At 63.7% G+C, this 17,094-nt stretch carries 17 protein-coding genes; 10 read left to right on the forward strand and 7 right to left on the reverse strand.

Annotation, left to right across the window (positions count from 1 at the left end):
• Window positions 1-29 precede the first annotated feature (29 nt).
• Window positions 30-1,451 (forward strand): sodium-dependent transporter, encoded by a 1,422-nt coding sequence (locus ACK4TE_RS07005; RefSeq protein WP_409910780.1) that lies wholly within the window; start codon window positions 30-32, stop codon window positions 1,449-1,451.
• 6 nt (window positions 1,452-1,457) lie between these two features.
• Here the strand turns inward: ACK4TE_RS07005 and pip are convergent, their stop codons facing one another.
• Window positions 1,458-2,447 carry a prolyl aminopeptidase gene (gene pip / locus ACK4TE_RS07010; protein WP_409910781.1) on the reverse strand — a complete coding sequence of 330 codons (990 nt, stop codon included), beginning with the start codon at window positions 2,445-2,447 and terminating at the stop codon, window positions 1,458-1,460.
• A gap of 192 nt (window positions 2,448-2,639) precedes the next feature.
• Here pip and ACK4TE_RS07015 point away from each other — a divergent pair, with 192 nt between their 5' ends.
• On the forward strand, window positions 2,640-3,173 hold the full coding sequence (locus ACK4TE_RS07015; RefSeq protein WP_409910782.1) for a hypothetical protein: 534 nt from the start codon (window positions 2,640-2,642) through the stop codon (window positions 3,171-3,173).
• Here ACK4TE_RS07015 and ACK4TE_RS07020 read toward each other — a convergent pair.
• Both ACK4TE_RS07020 and ACK4TE_RS07025 read right to left on the reverse strand, forming a co-directional pair.
• Complete coding sequence (locus tag ACK4TE_RS07020) at window positions 3,160-3,513, reverse strand: DUF423 domain-containing protein (protein ID WP_409910783.1); 354 nt, start codon at window positions 3,511-3,513, stop codon at window positions 3,160-3,162. The two genes, ACK4TE_RS07015 and ACK4TE_RS07020, sit on opposite strands and share 14 nt — an antisense overlap.
• A 6-nt stretch (window positions 3,514-3,519) precedes the next feature.
• Entirely contained in the window at window positions 3,520-3,936 is a 417-nt protein-coding gene (locus tag ACK4TE_RS07025; RefSeq protein WP_409910784.1) for a PaaI family thioesterase, read from the reverse strand.
• Between the two features lie 132 nt (window positions 3,937-4,068).
• Here ACK4TE_RS07025 and ACK4TE_RS07030 point away from each other — a divergent pair, with 132 nt between their 5' ends.
• On the forward strand, window positions 4,069-5,181 hold the full coding sequence (locus ACK4TE_RS07030) for a hypothetical protein (protein WP_409910785.1): 1,113 nt from the start codon (window positions 4,069-4,071) through the stop codon (window positions 5,179-5,181).
• Between the two features lie 44 nt (window positions 5,182-5,225).
• On the forward strand, window positions 5,226-7,100 hold the full coding sequence (locus tag ACK4TE_RS07035; protein WP_409910786.1) for an ABC-F family ATP-binding cassette domain-containing protein: 1,875 nt from the start codon (window positions 5,226-5,228) through the stop codon (window positions 7,098-7,100).
• Window positions 7,101-7,244: 144 nt separating this feature from the next.
• On the opposite strand, the gene ACK4TE_RS07040 is transcribed toward ACK4TE_RS07035, so the two are convergent.
• The 4 genes from ACK4TE_RS07040 to ACK4TE_RS07055 form a co-directional block, all read right to left on the reverse strand.
• Window positions 7,245-7,670: a hypothetical protein gene (locus ACK4TE_RS07040; protein ID WP_409910787.1), complete on the reverse strand. Its 426-nt coding sequence runs from the start codon at window positions 7,668-7,670 to the stop codon at window positions 7,245-7,247.
• Between the two features lie 333 nt (window positions 7,671-8,003).
• Window positions 8,004-8,165: a hypothetical protein gene (locus ACK4TE_RS07045; RefSeq protein ID WP_409910788.1), complete on the reverse strand. Its 162-nt coding sequence runs from the start codon at window positions 8,163-8,165 to the stop codon at window positions 8,004-8,006.
• 62 nt (window positions 8,166-8,227) lie between these two features.
• Window positions 8,228-9,139 (reverse strand): ABC transporter permease, encoded by a 912-nt coding sequence (locus ACK4TE_RS07050; protein WP_409910789.1) that lies wholly within the window; start codon window positions 9,137-9,139, stop codon window positions 8,228-8,230.
• Window positions 9,139-10,104 carry an ABC transporter permease gene (locus tag ACK4TE_RS07055; RefSeq protein WP_409910814.1) on the reverse strand — a complete coding sequence of 322 codons (966 nt, stop codon included), beginning with the start codon at window positions 10,102-10,104 and terminating at the stop codon, window positions 9,139-9,141. Before ACK4TE_RS07055 ends, ACK4TE_RS07050 begins: the two co-directional genes overlap by 1 nt.
• A 139-nt stretch (window positions 10,105-10,243) precedes the next feature.
• Between ACK4TE_RS07055 and ACK4TE_RS07060 the strand changes: the two genes are divergently transcribed.
• The 6 genes from ACK4TE_RS07060 to ACK4TE_RS07085 all read left to right on the forward strand — a co-directional run bounded on the left by ACK4TE_RS07060 (window position 10,244) and on the right by ACK4TE_RS07085 (window position 17,014).
• Entirely contained in the window at window positions 10,244-10,654 is a 411-nt protein-coding gene (locus ACK4TE_RS07060) for a TIGR01244 family sulfur transferase (RefSeq protein ID WP_409910790.1), read from the forward strand.
• 135 nt (window positions 10,655-10,789) lie between these two features.
• Window positions 10,790-11,728, forward strand: a complete 939-nt coding sequence (locus tag ACK4TE_RS07065; RefSeq protein ID WP_409910791.1) for a hypothetical protein — start codon at window positions 10,790-10,792, stop codon at window positions 11,726-11,728.
• A 38-nt stretch (window positions 11,729-11,766) separates the two neighbouring features.
• Window positions 11,767-12,678: an MBL fold metallo-hydrolase gene (locus ACK4TE_RS07070; protein WP_409910792.1), complete on the forward strand. Its 912-nt coding sequence runs from the start codon at window positions 11,767-11,769 to the stop codon at window positions 12,676-12,678.
• A gap of 150 nt (window positions 12,679-12,828) precedes the next feature.
• Complete coding sequence (locus tag ACK4TE_RS07075) at window positions 12,829-14,451, forward strand: peptide ABC transporter substrate-binding protein (RefSeq protein ID WP_409910793.1); 1,623 nt, start codon at window positions 12,829-12,831, stop codon at window positions 14,449-14,451.
• Window positions 14,452-14,479: 28 nt separating this feature from the next.
• Entirely contained in the window at window positions 14,480-15,592 is a 1,113-nt protein-coding gene (locus tag ACK4TE_RS07080; protein ID WP_409910794.1) for a DUF3667 domain-containing protein, read from the forward strand.
• Between the two features lie 6 nt (window positions 15,593-15,598).
• Complete coding sequence (locus ACK4TE_RS07085) at window positions 15,599-17,014, forward strand: putative 2OG-Fe(II) oxygenase (RefSeq protein WP_409910795.1); 1,416 nt, start codon at window positions 15,599-15,601, stop codon at window positions 17,012-17,014.
• Window positions 17,015-17,094: the final 80 nt, after the last annotated feature.

Here is a 17,094-nt window from a genome sequence, read left to right on the forward strand (position 1 = left end):
CGAAACATTGCCCCCGGGGAGCACAATTCATGGCAGAGATTGGCCGCAAGACGGAAACCTGGAGCTCGCGCTTCGCGTTCATCATGGCATCGGTGGGGTCTGCCGTCGGCCTCGGCAATTTCTGGCGTTTTCCCTATACGGCCGGTGAGAATGGCGGCGGCGCCTTCATCATCATCTACATCCTCTGCGTCCTGCTCGTCGCCCTGCCGCTGCTGATGGCGGAATATGCGATGGGCCGGAAATCCGGCATGTCGGCGATCGAGGGCGTGCAGTCGCTCGCGCGGGCCGAGAGCCGCAGCCAGAACTGGGGCATCGTCACCTGGATCGGCTCGCTCACGGCCTTCTTCATCCTCACCTTCTACATGGTCATCTCGTCCTGGCTGCTCGCCTATATAATCGAGGCGGTGAAGGGCGACCTGCATGGCACCACCGCGGCGGAATCCGGGCAGTACTTCCTGAACGTGATCGGGCAGGGCGAAATGCCGATGCAGTCGCGCTGGTATATGTTGATGCTGCTCGGCATGTTCATTCTGGCCAACGTCATCGTCGTCGGCCGCGGCGTGAAGGGCGGGCTGGAAAAGGCAGCGGTCATACTGATGCCGCTCTTCTTCATCATGCTGATCGTCGTCGTCGGGTTCGCGGTTGCCAATGGCGATACGGCGCGCACAATGGCCTTCATTTTCGAGCCGAAATGGGAGGATGTGGGCTTCAAGACCTTCCTTGCCGCGATCGGCCAGTCCTTCTTCTCCATCGGTGTCGGCGTCGGCCTGATGATCACCTATGGCGCCTATCTCGACCGCGAGACCAGTATCCCGCGAGCGTCCGGCATCATCGCCGCATCGGATACGTTCGTGGCGCTGATCGCAGGCTTTGCGATCTTCCCGATCGTGTTTGCGGCGGGCCTTGATCCGGCCGGCGGGCCGAGCCTGTTCTTCGTCTCGATGCCGGTGGCTTTCGAAGCGATCCCCGGCGGCGAATATTTCGCCATCGTGTTCTTCTCGCTCGCGCTGTTTGCGGCGTTCACCTCATCGATCTCGCTGATGGAAGTCGGCGTCTCCTGGTTCGAGGAACGCGAAGGCGTCACGCGGTTTGGCGCGGCGGCCGGCATCGGATTCGTGCTGTTCATGATCGGCGCGGCCTATGTCTTCTCGCTCGACTATCTCGACTTCATGGACTTCATGACCGAGGGCCTGCTGCTGCCGCTCGGCGGCCTCTTGGCGGCAATCTTCGCGGGCTGGATTCTCAGCCGCGAGATGCTCGTCTCCGAACTTGGCGAAGGCATGCTGATGAATGTCTGGCGCTTCCTGATGCGCTGGTTCGTGCCGGGCTTCGTCGCGCTGATCCTCGTCTTCGGCTTCCTCGACAAGATCCAGGACCAGTACCACGTGCCCCTGCCGGGCGCGCTGGAAGCGCTGCTGGGGCCGAACTGGACGCCGCCTCCGGCGGAGTAGGGCGGATCAGGCCTTCGTCCGCACCGTCAGCTTGTCCGCGAAATCATCCGTAGCCTGAACGAGCCGGTCGATGATGCCTGGTTCCATGGAGGAGTGGCCGGCGTCCGGCACGACGTGCAGTTCGGCTTTCGGCCAGGCCTTGGCGAGGGCCCAGGCCGTGGAGAGCGGAGTGACGACATCGTAGCGGCCGTGCACCATCACGCCGGGCGTGGATTGCAGCTTCAGCTTCGCCTGTTCGAGCAGCCAGTTGTCGGTCTCGAAGAAGCCGTCATTGATGAAATAGTGGCACTCGATGCGCGCGAAGGCGTCGACAAAATCATCCTCGTTGAAGCGCGGCGGCGTGGTGACCGGGCCTTTGATCGAGAGCGTCTGGCCTTCCCAGCGGGCCCAGGCGCGGGCGGCTTCGATGCGGGTCTGCGCATCGGGGCTGGTCAGGCGCTTGTAGAAAGCGGTGACGAGATCGCCGCGCTCGGCTTCGGGAATCGGGGAGACATAGCGGTCGAACGCATCCGGGAAAAGGCGGCTGGCGCCTTCCTGGTAGAACCACTGGATCTCGGATTTCGAGACGAGGAAAATCCCGCGCAGCACGAGGCCGAGCACCCGGCTGGTATGGGTCACCGCATAGGCGAGCGCCAGCGTCGAGCCCCAGGAGCCGCCGAAGACCAGCCAGCTTTGCACACCCAGATGCTTGCGCAGGGCTTCCATGTCCTCGACGAGGTCCCAGGTCGTGTTGCCTTCAAGTTCGGAATGCGGCGTCGAGCGCCCGCAGCCGCGTTGGTCGAACAGGAATATGCGGTAGCGTTCCGGATCGAAGAACCGGCGCATTTCGGGGCTCGATCCGCCGCCCGGGCCGCCATGCAGGGCGACCACGGGTATTCCTTTCGGATTCCCTGATTCTTCCCAGTAAATTTCATGGATCGGCGAGACCCGGAGCCGCCCCGAAGCATAGGGCTCGTGGCGATGGTAGAGAATCCGGCGGCTCTGGCGTCTGTTCATGCGCTCTTCACTTCTATTCAGCTAGCTTCCAGCCAATGACTGGACTAAAGGTTTCCGCACCCATACGGTTCATGCTGTTTGGGGCCTTGGCTGCTGGCGGGTGGCGTATTGATGCGTAGCTTAATGATTTGTGTATCCCTAGGGCTTCTTGCAGGATGCGCAACCGTTTCGGTTGTGCCCGGTGAGGCCACTGTGGAGACCGCACTGACCCGCAGCCAGTCCGACCTGCGACTCGCCTCCAACGCGTATTGCGATGAAACGGTTGCCGAAGGCTGGGTCGAGGAAACGGGCGGAATCGCCGGGCTTGCTGACACGCTGATGCATGGCCGGCCGGATACATCGGGCGGCGTCGGATTCTACGCCGCGCGGATTGGCGCCCAGTCGAAAGCCCCGGCTCTTGTGCTCGCGAGAATTGCCGCCGACAGCAGCGCTGCCCGCAAGGGCCTTGCCGAAGTGACTTCGGAAGCCGAAACCGTGCTGCGCAGCCGCGACAAGAACGCCTCCAATCGTGGCGATGTAATGAGTTTCGAGCGCGCGCTGGTGCGGGCCCAGATGGCGCATCGCGGCTTCCAGGAAGCGCTCGATCTCGTCTCCGTCCGCTCCGACATGGACGTGTTGCCGGTAGCCCAACAGGTCGAGGCGTTCGCCGTGATGATCGACGACGCCCGCCGCACCGCTGACCGACTGGCGGACAAGTATGTCGGCGAAGGCACTACGGGGTCTTAGACGCCCCAAGCGCAATCAGCGCCCAGCCTGACAACATGCCCACGCCGCCAAGGGGCGTGACTGCCCCCAGCCATCGCGGCGCGCCGAGCGCCATCGCGTAGAGCGTCGCGGAAAAGATCAGTGCACCGATGAACAAGAGCCATCCGCCGCGTGCGATGTTGCCCCCTCTGTTGCTGAGGCCTGCGGCAATCGCGGCGGCCGCATGAGGCAGGGCATAGAGCGTCGCGGTCTGCCACCAGTCCTGCCCTTCGGGCGTGAGCCTCGCTTCCAGCGCATGCGCGCCGAACGCGCCGAGCGCGACCGAGAGGAAACCGAACAGTGCGGCGAGGCGGACAAGCATCCCGGATCAATCCTTGCGGGGCAGGGCATAGGTGACGATGGCGTGGCTGGCGGCTTTCTCCGCGCCTTCGATGCGGATGTCCACTTCGATGATGGCGAGCGCCTGTCCGATCTTCATCAGCTTTCCCTCGGCGATGACCACGGTGCCGATGCAGGGGCGCAGGAAATTGATGTTGAGATTTGAGGTCACGGTCATCGGCTCGAAGCCGGTGACGGTCATGATCGCCATATAGGCCGCCGTGTCGGCAAGGCTCATCTGGGTCGGGCCGGAGATGTAATTGCCGGGGCGAAGATGTGTCTCGTCTGCTGCGAGACGGATGACCGCGCGGCCAGGCTCCATCACCGCGACCTGATTCTGGTGGCCGCGCCCGGGAAAGGCACGGGCGAGAAATGCGTTGGCCTCTTCGGCGGTGAACCTCGTCATCTCTGCCTCTCCTCGCAGCCCTTTCCCGGCGGCCCTTTCCCGGCGGAACGGCTTGATTGTGTCTCGCCCCGGCGTCACCCTAGCCGCCACGACCCTGCCGCCAAGAGGTCACCCAGAGGAAGGAAACGCGCCATGCTGACTGCCGGAGACGAGTATCCGATTCACCAGACGCCGGAACCGATTGCCTTCTCGGGCTCGGACCGGAACTTTTACGACCGTTTCTTCTTCAATGGCTACAGCAACGATGGCGCGACCTTCTATGCCGCCGCGATGGGCGTCTATCCGCATCTCAACATCATCGATGGCGCCGTCTCTGTCTGGCGCGGGGGCAAGCAGAGCTCGGTGTTTTTCTCGCGCCCGCTGAACATGGAGCGGATGGATACGTTTGTCGGCGGGCTTTCAGTCAGTGTGATCGAACCGCTGAAGAAAATCCGCCTGAAGCTGGAAGAGACGGACGGCATCGCGCTCGACGCGGAGTTCACTGGCCGTGCCTTCCCGATTGAGGAGCCGCGCTTCACCCGCCGCATCGGACCGCGGATGATGATGGACCTTACACGGATGACACAGAATGGCCGCTGGAGCGGGAAGCTGCGCATCGATGGCCAGGAGATAAAGATCGACCCGGCAGGCTGGACCGGAACGCGCGACCGCAGCTGGGGCGTGCGCCCGATCGGGGCGCCGGACCCGCAGCCTTCGATCCCGCCGGTGCCGCCGCAATTCTACTGGATATGGGCACCGACGAATTTCCCGAACCTGTCGCTGTTCTATCACATCAACGAGGATGAAAAGGGCGAGGCCTGGAACACGCGCGCATCGCTCAGCCCGGATGGCGCGCCGCAAGGAGCGGGCATCCATCTCGGCGAGGCGAACATGGACATCCGCTATGCCAAGGGCACGCGGCGGATGGAGACGGCTACGCTTTCCGTGAAAGACCCGTCCGGCCGTCCGCACACGGTCGATTTCGAGCCGCTCGGAACTTTCCTGATGAAGGGCATCGGCTATGGCCACCCCAGATTCCGGCATGGCATCTATCACGGTGAACAGCTGGTGACGGCCCGGGAAGATTACGACACGACGACCACCCCCTGGCAGCAGCCGGAAAACCTGCACATCCAGGAAATCGTCCGCGCGACCCATAAAGGTCCGGATGGGTCCGGCTCGGTCGGAATCGGGGCGTATGAGCAACTTTTCATCGGCAAGCATGCCCCGAGTGGCTTCAAGGACATGCTTGACGGCGCTGGCTGAAATCAGGGCGTGATTTTTCCCGGCAGGGCGGCTAAAGGCGCGCCATGCTGGAGATCAGAAACCTCGATTATCGTGTGGAAGCCCGCCCCTTGTTCGAAGGCGCGACGGCGCGGATTTCGGCTGGCTGGAAGGTCGGCCTGATCGGGCGCAATGGCACAGGCAAGTCCACCCTGCTGCGCCTGATCCGGGAAGAGATTTCTTCGCCCGCGAAAGACAGCGCGATCCGGCTGCAGAACGGCGCGCGGCTCGGCTGGGTCGCTCAGGAAGTGGCGCCGGGCGACGAGACGATCCTTGAGGTCGTGCTTCAGGCGGACGCCGAACGCCATGCGCTGATGACCGAAGCGGAAACCGCGACCGACCCGGACCGGATCGGGGACATCCATGCGCGCCTGCTCGACATCGATGCCTGGTCGGCCGAAGCGCGGGCGGCGGAAATCCTGATGGGTCTCGGTTTTCAGCATGCGGACCTTTCGCGCGCGACGCGGGAGTTTTCCGGCGGCTGGCGGATGCGGGCTGCAATTGCGGGGGCGCTGTTTGCGCAGCCTGATCTCCTGCTGCTCGACGAGCCGACAAACTATCTCGACCTTGAAGGCGCGGCCTGGCTGGAGGGTTATCTCGCGCGCTATCCGAACACGGTTCTGATCGTGTCTCACGACCGCGAGATGCTGAACCGTTCGGTGACGCATACGATGGCGCTGGAACATCGCAAGCTGAGCGTGACGCCGGGCGGATATGATGACTGGCTGAAACTACGCGCGGCGAAACTGGCGCAGCTCGAAAGCCAGAAGGCGAAGCAGGACAAGGACCGCGCGCACCTGCAATCCTTCGTCGACCGGTTCCGGGCCAAGGCCTCGAAGGCGCGTCAGGCACAGAGCCGGATCAAGATGCTCGAGAAGATGCAGGAGATCACCATTCCGCTGTCGGAGCGGACGATGCCGTTCAACTTTCCGGCCTCGGACGCAAAACTCGCGCCGCCACTCCTGGAGATTGAAGACGCGAGCATGGGATATGGTCCGCAGGCTGTCATTCTCAAAGGCGTGAAACTGCGCATCGATCCGGATGACCGCGTGGCGATCATCGGCACAAACGGGCAGGGCAAGACAACGTTGGTGAAGTCTATTGCCGAACGGTTGCCGCTGCTTGCGGGCATTCGCAAGATGCCGAAGAAAGTGGAGATCGGATACTTCTCCCAGGACCAGCTGGATGAGCTGACGCTGGGCGATACGGTGCTTGAGCATGTGATGCGCGCGCTGCCGGAGAATACGCCGGTGGCCAAGCAGCGCGCTGTGGCGGCGCAGCTGGGCTTCAGCCATGAGAAGGTCGAGACGAAGGTCGAGAAACTTTCGGGCGGCGAGAAAGTGCGATTGATCCTTGGACTGATTGCCTTGCAGAAACCGCAGATCCTGATCCTCGACGAGCCGACATCGCACCTTGATATCGACAGCCGCGAGGCGCTGATCTATGCGCTGAACGATTTTGCCGGGGCGGTGCTGCTAATCACGCACGATGTCTATCTGGCGGAAGCGACGGCGGATCAGCTCTGGCTGGTGAAGGATGGCAAGGTTGCTCCGTATGCGGGCGATCTGGCGGATTACCGCGCGCTGGTGATGAGTTCGGACCGCGAGAAGGCTTCGGCTTCGAAGGCGGCCTCGTCTGATCCGGCTGAGCAACGCCGCAAATCTTCGCAGGCGCGCGAGGCGGCGGCGCCGCTGAAGAAGCAGGCGGAGACGGCGGAAAAGGCTTTCGAGAAAGCCAATGCGCGGATCAGGGCGATCGATGTTGAGCTTGCCAAAACGGGCCTCGCGGCGGGGAAGATCACGGAACTTTCTGTCGAGCGTGGCAGGCTGGAAAAGGCCGCGGCGAAGGCAGAGCGCGAGTGGATCGCGGCGCTTGAGGCGTATGAGGCGGCGGTGGGGTAGCGCCAGCGGCCGGACGCAGCGTGGTCTGGCCGGTGGATTTTTCTGATCTTTTCATTTTCCCGATTATCCCCGCGAAGGCGGGGACCGGGTCAGGCGCGAGAGCAGCCCGAGGTCCCCGCCTTCGCGGGGATGAGCGGATAGAAGCTAGGACGTGTTGTGCGGGGTGAGGGCGCAGGCCCCCTCCGTCTGGCCGCGATGCGGCCATCCACCTCCCCCGCTGCGCAGGGGAGGATTGGGATGGGGCCGCAGCGTTTCGCAGGCCGCAAGCGTCAGGAAGTGCGTGGGTGAATTGGTGCTCCACACCGGGTCATCCCAGCGGGGTTTCGTGAGGACGTAGGGTCTGTACGCTGACGGGTCCGGTTTCTTCTGGCCGAGGAAGGCGGGGTAGACGTAGCCCCATCTTGTGGTGGCGAGCATCACGTTTTCGTAGCCGCAGCTATCGAACCAGAGGAAGAAGCGGTTGAGGCTCCACCAGAGGATGGGCCAGCAGAGCGGGTGAACGTGCCGGAAGAGCGGCGCGAAGTTGGGGTCTCTGCGAAGTTGGCGCATCGAGATCATGGGTGGGAGCATAACCCTGCCTCAGGGGGTGTCGGATTGAGATGCTACTTTTTCTGCTTCGCGCATTGATCGGTAGGGGGATTTTTGGCGTTTGGCCGGATTTGTTGATGCGTAAGGCCGTTTAGGGAAAGCTGCCGTGGATACCTGCGCAGGCAGGTATCCAGAGTGTCTGATCGCAGCCCGGGGGCTCTGGACCCTGCCTTCGCAGGGGTCTTCGGAGAGGTGGGAGCTTGGGTCGCTGGGTCCCGGCTTTCGCCGGGATGATAGCAGGGAGAGCGAGAGAGTGCTGTTTCGCTTGTATTTTGTCTGCTTGGTTTGCCGGCCGTTACAGGCGATTCCAGCTTTTTACAGGTTCTTGCCGAGGGTGCGGATTTCCTGTGCGGCGGCTTTGCGGCGAGCGGATTCGCGGGGGGTGTGGGTACATTTGGCGCCCTGTCGTTTGTGGGGTTTGCACAGGAGGCAGCCCGAGCGGGTCGATTTCGGACCCTTGCGTTTGAAGTTTGCCATGCCGGCCTCCTGAGCGGAGGGGCGCTATGCGGCCTGCCGGGTGAACCGGCCCTGAACGGCGTTCAGCGCTCTTTCGGATCGAGGGCGTCGCGCAGGCCGTCGCCGATGAAGTTGAGGCAGAGCAGGGTGACCGACATGGTGACGGCGGGCGCGATCAGCATCCAGGGTTTGTCTTCCATCATGTCGGCGCCGTCAGCGATCAGCACGCCGAGGGAGGTCAGCGGTTCGTTCACGCCGAGGCCTAGGAAGGAGAGGAAGCTTTCCGCAAGGATGACGACCGGGATGGTGAGGGTGACATAGACCGCGACCGGGCCGATGACGTTCGGCAGGATGTGGCGGGTTATGATGCCGGTCTGCGAGACGCCGGCGGCGCGGGCGGCCTCGATGAATTCCTTGTTCTTGATCGACAGGGTCTGGCCGCGCACGATGCGGCTCATGGTCAGCCATTCGATGGCGCCGATGGCGGCGAAGATCAGCACGATGTTCCGTTCAAAGACGGTCAGCAGCAGGATGACGAAGAAGATGAAGGGCAGGGCGTAGAGCACATCGACGATGCGCATCATGAAATTGTCGATGCGTCCGCCAAGATAGCCCGCGACGGCGCCCCAGGTGACGCCGATGACGAGGCTGACGATGGTGGCGACGATGCCGACCATCAGCGAGATGCGCAGGCCGATGAGCAGGCGGGCGAAGAGGTCGCGGCCCTGAAGGTCTGTGCCGAGGATGTGCAGGTTCTCGAACGTCGGCGCGATGGTGCGCGCGTCCGAGATGGTGCGGTAATCGTGTACCCAGACGAAGGGACCGATGACGGCGACGGCGACGATGACCGAGAGAAGGATCATCGAGAAGACGGCCGCCTTGTTGCGCATCAGGCGCGCGCGGGCATCATCCCAGAGGGAGCGGCCGCCCTGGATGGCGGTGGTGACGGCTCTGACGCGGCCGGTGGGGTCGAGGACGGGATCGAGGCTCGACATCAGTCGTATTTCACTTTCGGGTCGAGCATCGCGTAGAGGATGTCGGCGACGAGGTTGAGGAGGATGATCAGGCCGGCATAGACGATGATCGCGCCCATCACGAGCGTGTAGTCGCGGTTCAGCGCGCCATCGACGAAGTAGGAGCCGAGGCCGGGCAGGCCGAAGATCTTCTCGATCACGACCGAGCCCGTCATCACGCGCGCCATCGCAGGGCCGGCATAGGAGACGAGCGGGAGGAGCGCCGTGGGCAGGGCGTGGCGGGTGATGACCTGCCATTCGCTGAGGCCCTTGGCGCGCGCGGTGCGGATATGGTTGGCGCGCATGGTCTCGATGATCGAGGCGCGCATCAGGCGCGAGATGATGGCGACCTGCGCGAGGGTGAGGGTAAGGATCGGCAGGGTGAGATTGTGCCAGCTCATGCCGATGTTCGGATAGGTGCCGAGGCCGCCGACCGCGAACCAGCCGGCGCCAAGCGCGAAGACGAGGATCAGGACCGGGCCGATGACGAAGCTGGGCACCGAGATGCCGACCATCGCGATGCCCATGACGCCGTAATCGGTGGCGGAGTTCTGCCTGAGGCCGGCGAACACGCCGAGGAAGGTGCCGATGAGGATCGAGAGCACCATGGTCAGCGCGCCGATGGTGAGGGAGACGGGCAGGCCGTCGGCAATCAGCTGGTTCACGCTCTTGCCGAGCGTCTTGTAGGAGGGGCCGAAATCGCCCTGGATGACCGAGCCGACATAGCTGAGGTATTGTTCGTGCAGCGGCTTGTCGAGGCCGTACTTCTCGGCGATGGCGCGCTCGATGGCGGCGGGCAGCTTGCGTTCACCATCAAAAGGACCGCCGGGGGCGGCGCGCATCATCAGGAAGGCGACGGTGATGATGGCCAGCATCGTGGGGATGGCGATCAGCAGGCGCCGGAGCGTATAGCCCCAGGGAATCCGCCGGATTGCGCGCTCGAACATCTTCACGAAATGCAAATGCCTCTGGTCACAGCGGGTTGACGGGACTGATTTTTCTGCCCGCTTGGCAGGCCGCGTTACATTCCTTATCTCACAAGCCGCCGCGATCAAGCGACGTGCTGCACTCAGGGAGAGTTTGCCAATGGCCGATATCCGCCAAGTGACCCCGGATTTTGCCGTGGCGCCCCAGTTGACCGAAGCGGATATCGAGGCGGTGGCGAAGGCCGGCTTCAAGACGCTGATTGCCAATCGCCCGGACGGCGAGGGCGGTGTGGACCAGCCTCGCATGGGCGCGATTCGCGCGAAAGCCGAATCCCTGGGGCTGACATTCGCCGCATTGCCGTTTTCCGGCGCGCCGACGCCCGAGATTGTCGAGCGGATGAGCCATATCCTCAACGAGGCGCCGCAGCCTGTGCTGGCCTATTGCCGGACAGGCACGCGTTCGATCACGGCCTGGGCACTGGTGCATGCTGGGCAGGGGAATGCAGACGACATCATCGACGCCGCCGCCGGGGCGGGGTATGATCTGTCGGGACTGCGGGACCTGCTATAGGGCGGGCGCTGTCATACTGGCGCCGCAATGCGGGAGTTGAAGCGGCGGGCGAGACGTGCGAGGCGTCTGGCATCGCAATGCAATCCGGCCGTCCGGGCAACCGGAGAGAGCGGCGAACCGGGAGTAGAGACCAGCATGTCAGGCCGTATGTGGATTTCTGACTTCAAGATCGAGGAAGGCGTCATCCTCGTCAAAAAGACCGGCGCCCGGATCGTTCCCGACCTTGCCCTGGTGCATTCGATCTTCACCTGGTTCTGCTTCTACTTCTTTGTCCAGACATGGCGCACATGGCGCCTGATCACCGGGCACAAGCGCCCGACGATGGCCTTTTTTCCGGACAAGCCGCGGCCCTGGTATTTCATCTGGTCGGTGATGCATGTGTCCGGCGCGAAGCTGGTGGAGGATGCGGCGACGGCCGACATCGTGATGCAGTTCGACGACTCCACCGAGACTTGCAATGCGCCGCCGCGCGTGAAGCCCGGCGCGCGGGTGCTGAATTTCGGGTGCACGGACATTTCGAAGTCGCGCGTGGCAGAGGCCTTCGAAGCGGCGAGCGGGGACACGCTGGCGGTCGATCCGCTGACCTATACCGGCCGGATGGTGGAGAAGGCCGAGGCAAATGCGGCGCATGACGGCCGCGTGATCGAAGGGCCGCTGGATGAGGCGGTGCCGGGCAAGGCCTACCAGCGCCTGATCGATAACGAGATTCCGGGCGGACTGGTCGAAGACCTGCGCTGCTGCCTGGTCGGCGGAACGCCGATCATCGTGTTCCGCAAGCGCCGCCCGCTGGCGCGGCGTTTCCTGAACGAGAATGTCGAAGTGCTGCTGGACGAGCCGAAGAATTGCTATTCGCAGGATGAAATCCGCGTGATCGAGCGCTTTGCTGCTGAAATCGGGCTCGACTGGGGCGGGGTAGATGTCCTACGCGATCGGGCGACGGGCCGGATTTACATCGTCGATGCGAACAAGACGGACATGGGTCCGCCGGTGGCGCTTAAGCTGGGTGGCAAGCTGCGGGCGACGCGGCGCATGGCCCGGGCTTTCGCGGAAACCTTCGCGCCGAAGAAACGCTGACATTTGCGCTCGTCCGTAGGCTGAAGGATTGAGAGTGCATGGCTATCCCGTATGTCCGGGACATCAAGTTCGAATATGGCCGCGTGGATCAGGTTTCGCCCCTGATCCGGCGCGTGATCGCGAACAATCCCGGCCCGTTCACCTATGTCGGTACGGGGGTCTACATCATCGGCAAGGGCGAGGTGGCGGTCATTGATCCCGGCCCGATGCTGGACGAGCATTTCGAAGCGCTGAAGGCGGCGCTCGCCGGTGAGACGGTGACGCATGTGCTGGTCACGCATGGCCATTCCGATCATTCGCCGCTGGCCCAGCCGCTGGCGGAATGGGCAGGATGCCGGACTTATGCGCGCGATGTGGGCATCCACACGGCCAAGGACGAACTTGGCAGCCCGGATGATCTCAAGTTCACGCCGGACGTGAAGATCGGGGACGGGTATGTCGCCGCCGGGCCGGGCTGGACGCTGGAGGCAATCGAGACGCCGGGCCATACCGCAAACCATCTGTGTTTCGCGCTGCGCGAAGAGAAGGCCTGTTTCACCGGTGACCATATCATGGGCTGGTCGACCACGGTCGTGTCGCCGCCGGACGGGCACATGGGCGCGTACATGCGCAGCCTGGAGAAGATCCGCCAGCGCGGGTTCGAGACGCTGTGGCCGACGCATGGCGAGGCGGTCCGCGGCAAGGATTTCGTCGAGACCTTCATCACCGAGTATGCGAACCACCGCAAAGCACGCGAAGCGGCGATCCTGGCCGAGCTACGCGGGGGCGAGACGTCGATCCCGGCGATGGTGGAGCGGATGTATGCCGAGGTGGACAAGCGGCTGCACCCGGCCGCCGCGATGAGCGTGCTGGGGCACATGATTGACCTGATCGAGCGGGGCCTTGTCGCCTCGCCGGATACGGCGCCGACGCCGCGCTCGCGGTTCGAGCTGGTCTCCACAAAGGCGTGATCGCTGCTCATCCGCCGTTCAGGATGGCGGGTTGACCCTTTGCAATCTTTCACGGGTCTGGCAGCTAAGGGGCCAGACATTTCGTCATATCCGGGCGCGCGGGTGGAATCTTCTGCCGGCGCGGTCCCTTGCGACAAGGAGTTTTCGCCCATGTTCAGCCGCCGCACCCTGCTTGCCACCACCACTGCCGGCCTTGCCGCCCTGATGCTTGCTGCCTGTGGCGGCGGCGCGAAGGGTGATGATGTGCCGACCCTGCGGCGCGGGATTTCCGCCAAGGTGCAGACGCTGGACCCGCACAAATCCTCCGCCCAGTGGGAAAACATCATCATTGGCGACATGCTGATCGGCCTGACCACGGATGATGCCGATGGCGAGCCGGTGCCCGGCATGGCGACAAGCTGGGACGTGGACGATACGGGCACGGTCTGGACCTTCCAGCTCGGCGATTTTGTCTGGTCGGACGGCGTGCCGGTGACGGCGAATGACTTTGTCTATGCCTTCCGCCGCCTGCAGCAGCCCGAGATTGCCTCGCAATATGCCTCGATGCTGTGGCTGGTGAAAAACGGGCAGAAGGTGAATGAGGGCGAGCTGCCGCCGGAACAGCTGGGCGTGCGGGCCATCGATGAGAAGACGCTCGAGATCACACTGGAACATCCGGCGCCTTACCTGCCGGGCCTGCTGACCCATTACACGACCTTCCCGGTTCCGGCGCATGTGGTCGAGCAATATGGCGAGGCCTGGATCCAGCCGCAGAACATCCAGGTCAACGGGCCATACAAGTTGGTCTACTGGCGCTCCGGCGACCAGCTGGTGGCAGACAAGAACCCGACCGGTTTCGGAGCGGCTGAGGCCTGCTTCGGCCGGGTCGCATATTTCGAGATCGAGAACGAGGCGGCCTACGAGAACAAGATCGCGGCCGGCGAGCTCGACATCAACAATGTTTTCTCAGGGCCGCGCAAAGCCGAGATAGAGGCGAAGTTTCCGGGCTGGGTGCGCACCTATCCGGGCCTGCTGACGACATACTGGAGCTTCAACCAGACCAAGCCGCCGTTTGATGATATCCGGGTGCGCAAGGCCCTGTCGCTGGCGCTCGACCGCGAGTTCATGGTGCGCAATGTGCTGACGCCGGGCTTCGAGCCGGCCTATGCGTTCGTGCCGCCCGGCATTGCCAATTATGAGGTTGAGCGCCCGCAGGTCTCGTTCAAAGACATGCCGCGCGCCGAACGGATGGCAGAGGCGAAACGCTTGCTTGAGGATGCAGGCTTCGGCCCCTCGAAGCCGCTGAAGTTCCAGTTCATCCACCGTTCGACCGGCGACAATCCGAAGGTCGCGCCGGTGGCGCAGCAGAACTGGGCGGAGATTGCGCCCTGGGTGCAGCCGGAGATCGTGCGGCAGGAAACCTCGAGCCTCTATGCGCGCCTGCGCCAGACGGATTTCGAAGTCGGCGACGGGGCCTGGCTGGCAGACTATAACGACCCGAACAACTACCTGTTCCTGCTCGACTCCAATACTGGCCAGCAGAATTACGGCAAATATGCCAATCCCGAATATGATGCGCTGCTGGCGCAGTCGAACTTCGAGCTGGACCTCCAGAAGCGCGCCGAGCTGATGGCTCAGGCCGAGAAGATGATGCTGGAGGATTTCCCGATCACGCCGATGTGGGTGCAGGTGACTCAGAACCTTGTCGATCCGACGCTCACCGGCTGGGTGGACAATGCCAAGGACAACCACCGCTCGCGCTTCCTGTGCCGGGAAGGTATGAAGGCAGACTGACCGTTCAATCGTCCGGGGGAGGGCCGGGATGGACCATGATGCCGAAGCCGCCGGGTTGGCCTCAGCGGGCGGGCTGTCGAGCGGCGCGCACCATCCGGTAAAGGCCGGTGCGGTGTGCCAGAATTGCGGCACGCCGATCGGCGAGCGGTTCTGCACGGTGTGCGGACAGCTGGGCGCGGATTTTCATCGGCCGGTCTGGGATCTGGCGACATCGAGCATTGGCGACATGTTCGCGCTCGACGGGCGGCTGTGGCGCACGCTGCCGCCGCTGCTGCTACGGCCGGGGCGGATGACGCGGGATTATATCGACGGCAAGCGGGCCCGGTTCGTGCCGCCTTTCCGGCTGTTTCTCCTGACGTCGGTGATTTTTTTCCTGACCGTGTTCGGTGTGCTGGAACAGCAGCCCTGGTTGAAGGAGCTGCGGTTTACCAACAGTGATCAGCCGAGCGGTGAGTTCGTGGTTGGCGGGGATGTGCGCTTCAACATCAATACCGCGCCCGATGCCGGGGCGCTGCGCCGGCAGCTGGAGGCAGCAGACCTTTCCGCAGAGGAGCGGGCGCAGATCGAGGCGGCGCTGGCGCGGCTGCCGGAAAGCGGCGGGCTTGCGCCTTTCATCCTGGAAGACGGAACCGTCGACCGGGACGCGTTGCGCGATTCCATTGCCGCCTCCAATCCGGACCTCAATGCCCAGCAGATGGAGGCGGCGCAGGCGACGGCGGAGCGGTTTGCGAACTTCTACGAGAACCAGGAGCGGTTTGGCAGCCGGATGAAGGAATGGGCCCCGCGCTTCACGCTGCTGTTCCTGCCGATCTTTTCTGCCCTCCTGGCGCTGACCTATTCCTGGCACCGGCGGCGGTATTTCTATGATCACCTGATCACGGGCCTGCATTTCCAGACTTTCGTATATGTGCTGGTCACCGTGCTGGTGCTGCTGGCGGCAGGCGTCCCGGCAGCGACCGGGTTTGCGGCTGCGGCCGGACCCTTGCTGATTTTTGTCTATCTCTGGAGAATGCTCCGGGTGACGTATGACACCGGCTGGATTATGGCCTTCGTGCGGGCAGGCTTCCTGCTCATCGCGGGGCAGGTGGTCCTGGCGTTGCTGGCTACAGGACTTGTTGTCCTCAGTTTCTTCCTGACGTGAGATTTCATGCTGCGTACCCTTCAAGACCTGACGCGTGATGCCAATGCCCTGAAAGCCCAGGGCCGGATCGGCGCGGCCATCGAGATTTACAAGGATGCGGTGCGCCAGTTCCCCACCAGCGCCGTGGCTTTGCACAATCTTGCAGCCGCTTACGGCGATGCAGGCAACCATGTCGATGCCGACCGGGTGGCGGCAATGGCGCAGCAGGCGGGGCTGAACGGGCCGGAGACCTGGCTGGTGCGGGCGCGGTCGCGGTTTGCGATGAACGATTTCAATGGTGCGGAGACGGCCTATACACAGGCGATCATCCGGCAACCCGACAATGCTGCAGCCAGGATGGAGCTGGCGCAGCTGATCTGGGTTCGCACCGGCGACCAGAATGCAACTCTGAAAGTCGTGGAGACCCCGCCGGGCAGCGGGGCGGCGGAAGAGGCGTTTTTTGGCTTCCTGCAGGCGCAGGTGCTGGAACATATGGAAGAGACGCAGGCCGCGCTGGACCTCATGCTGCCGCTGGTGGTGAAGCCGGGCTATGCCTCGCAGCTGCGCGCGCCGATGCTGGCCTTTGCCTCGCAGCTTGCGGCGGAGACAGGCGACGCACCGGGCGCGGTGGCGCTGGCGGAGCAGGCGGTGCGGCTGGCGGAGCCGGGCGATCCGGGCGCGCTGGAGGCCGAGGTGCGTGCACACATTGCGGCCGGCGACGGCGCGAAGGCTGTGCCTGCTGCGGCGAAGCTTCTGAGGCTGAACCCCAACAACCAGCGCTTCATCGCGCTGCAGGCCACAGCCTGGCGCCTGGCGGGTGATCCGCGATATGCGCAGGTCTACGACTATCAGAACCTGGTGCGCACGGCGATGATCGCGGTGCCGGCAGGCTGGCCGACACTTGAGGCCTATCTGGCCGATCTCGCAGTGGAGCTGAAACAGGCGCATCCATTCAAGGCGCACCCGTTTGGCCATTCAGTGCGGCGCGGCAGCCAGAAGTCGGATATCCTGTCGGTGCAGACGCGCGCGATATCGGCTTTTGTCGAAGCGATCACGCCGCCGATCAATGCGTTCCTCGATACGATGGGGCCGGGCAGTGATCCGCTGCGGTCACGCCGAAAGGACAGCGCGCAGATGATCGGCAACTGGTCAGTGTGGCTGCGCCCGGATGGGCATCATGCCGACCATGTGCATCCGGATGGCTGGATGTCGTCGGCCTGTTACATCGAGCTGCCGCCAGCCGTGAATGCGGGTGGCAAGGAGGGCTGGCTGCGCTTCGGCAAGCCGGGCATTCCGGCGGGTGCCGGCCTGCCGGCAGAGCATTGGGTGCAGCCGAAGCCGGGCCTGCTGGCGCTGTTCCCGTCCTATATGTGGCACGGCACCGAAACCTTCAGCGGGAACGAGCCGCGACTCACGATCGCTTTCGATCTCGTGCCGTCCTGACAACTCCTGCGCGGGCGAATTTCGCCTCTGCTGCTGCCACAGCGCGCAATAACTGACCGCGAAGCGCGGTTTTGTGGCCA

The sequence above is a fragment of the Hyphomonas sp. genome (assembly GCF_046313975.1).
Classification (GTDB): Bacteria; Pseudomonadota; Alphaproteobacteria; order Caulobacterales; family Hyphomonadaceae; genus Hyphomonas.

What these genes read in the sequence shown, in the direction of transcription:
- ACK4TE_RS07005 (WP_409910780.1), top strand. Translation starts at nt 30, where the DNA reads ATGGCAGAGATTGGCCGCAAGACGGAAACCTGGAGCTCGCGCTTCGCG.
- pip (WP_409910781.1), bottom strand. Translation starts at nt 2,447, where the DNA reads ATGAACAGACGCCAGAGCCGCCGGATTCTCTACCATCGCCACGAGCCC.
- ACK4TE_RS07020 (WP_409910783.1), bottom strand. Translation starts at nt 3,513, where the DNA reads ATGCTTGTCCGCCTCGCCGCACTGTTCGGTTTCCTCTCGGTCGCGCTC.
- ACK4TE_RS07025 (WP_409910784.1), bottom strand. Translation starts at nt 3,936, where the DNA reads ATGACGAGGTTCACCGCCGAAGAGGCCAACGCATTTCTCGCCCGTGCC.
- ACK4TE_RS07030 (WP_409910785.1), top strand. Translation starts at nt 4,069, where the DNA reads ATGCTGACTGCCGGAGACGAGTATCCGATTCACCAGACGCCGGAACCG.
- ACK4TE_RS07035 (WP_409910786.1), top strand. Translation starts at nt 5,226, where the DNA reads ATGCTGGAGATCAGAAACCTCGATTATCGTGTGGAAGCCCGCCCCTTG.
- ACK4TE_RS07040 (WP_409910787.1), bottom strand. Translation starts at nt 7,670, where the DNA reads ATGCTCCCACCCATGATCTCGATGCGCCAACTTCGCAGAGACCCCAAC.
- ACK4TE_RS07045 (WP_409910788.1), bottom strand. Translation starts at nt 8,165, where the DNA reads ATGGCAAACTTCAAACGCAAGGGTCCGAAATCGACCCGCTCGGGCTGC.
- ACK4TE_RS07050 (WP_409910789.1), bottom strand. Translation starts at nt 9,139, where the DNA reads ATGTCGAGCCTCGATCCCGTCCTCGACCCCACCGGCCGCGTCAGAGCC.
- ACK4TE_RS07055 (WP_409910814.1), bottom strand. Translation starts at nt 10,104, where the DNA reads ATGTTCGAGCGCGCAATCCGGCGGATTCCCTGGGGCTATACGCTCCGG.
- ACK4TE_RS07060 (WP_409910790.1), top strand. Translation starts at nt 10,244, where the DNA reads ATGGCCGATATCCGCCAAGTGACCCCGGATTTTGCCGTGGCGCCCCAG.
- ACK4TE_RS07065 (WP_409910791.1), top strand. Translation starts at nt 10,790, where the DNA reads ATGTCAGGCCGTATGTGGATTTCTGACTTCAAGATCGAGGAAGGCGTC.
- ACK4TE_RS07070 (WP_409910792.1), top strand. Translation starts at nt 11,767, where the DNA reads ATGGCTATCCCGTATGTCCGGGACATCAAGTTCGAATATGGCCGCGTG.
- ACK4TE_RS07075 (WP_409910793.1), top strand. Translation starts at nt 12,829, where the DNA reads ATGTTCAGCCGCCGCACCCTGCTTGCCACCACCACTGCCGGCCTTGCC.
- ACK4TE_RS07080 (WP_409910794.1), top strand. Translation starts at nt 14,480, where the DNA reads ATGGACCATGATGCCGAAGCCGCCGGGTTGGCCTCAGCGGGCGGGCTG.
- ACK4TE_RS07085 (WP_409910795.1), top strand. Translation starts at nt 15,599, where the DNA reads ATGCTGCGTACCCTTCAAGACCTGACGCGTGATGCCAATGCCCTGAAA.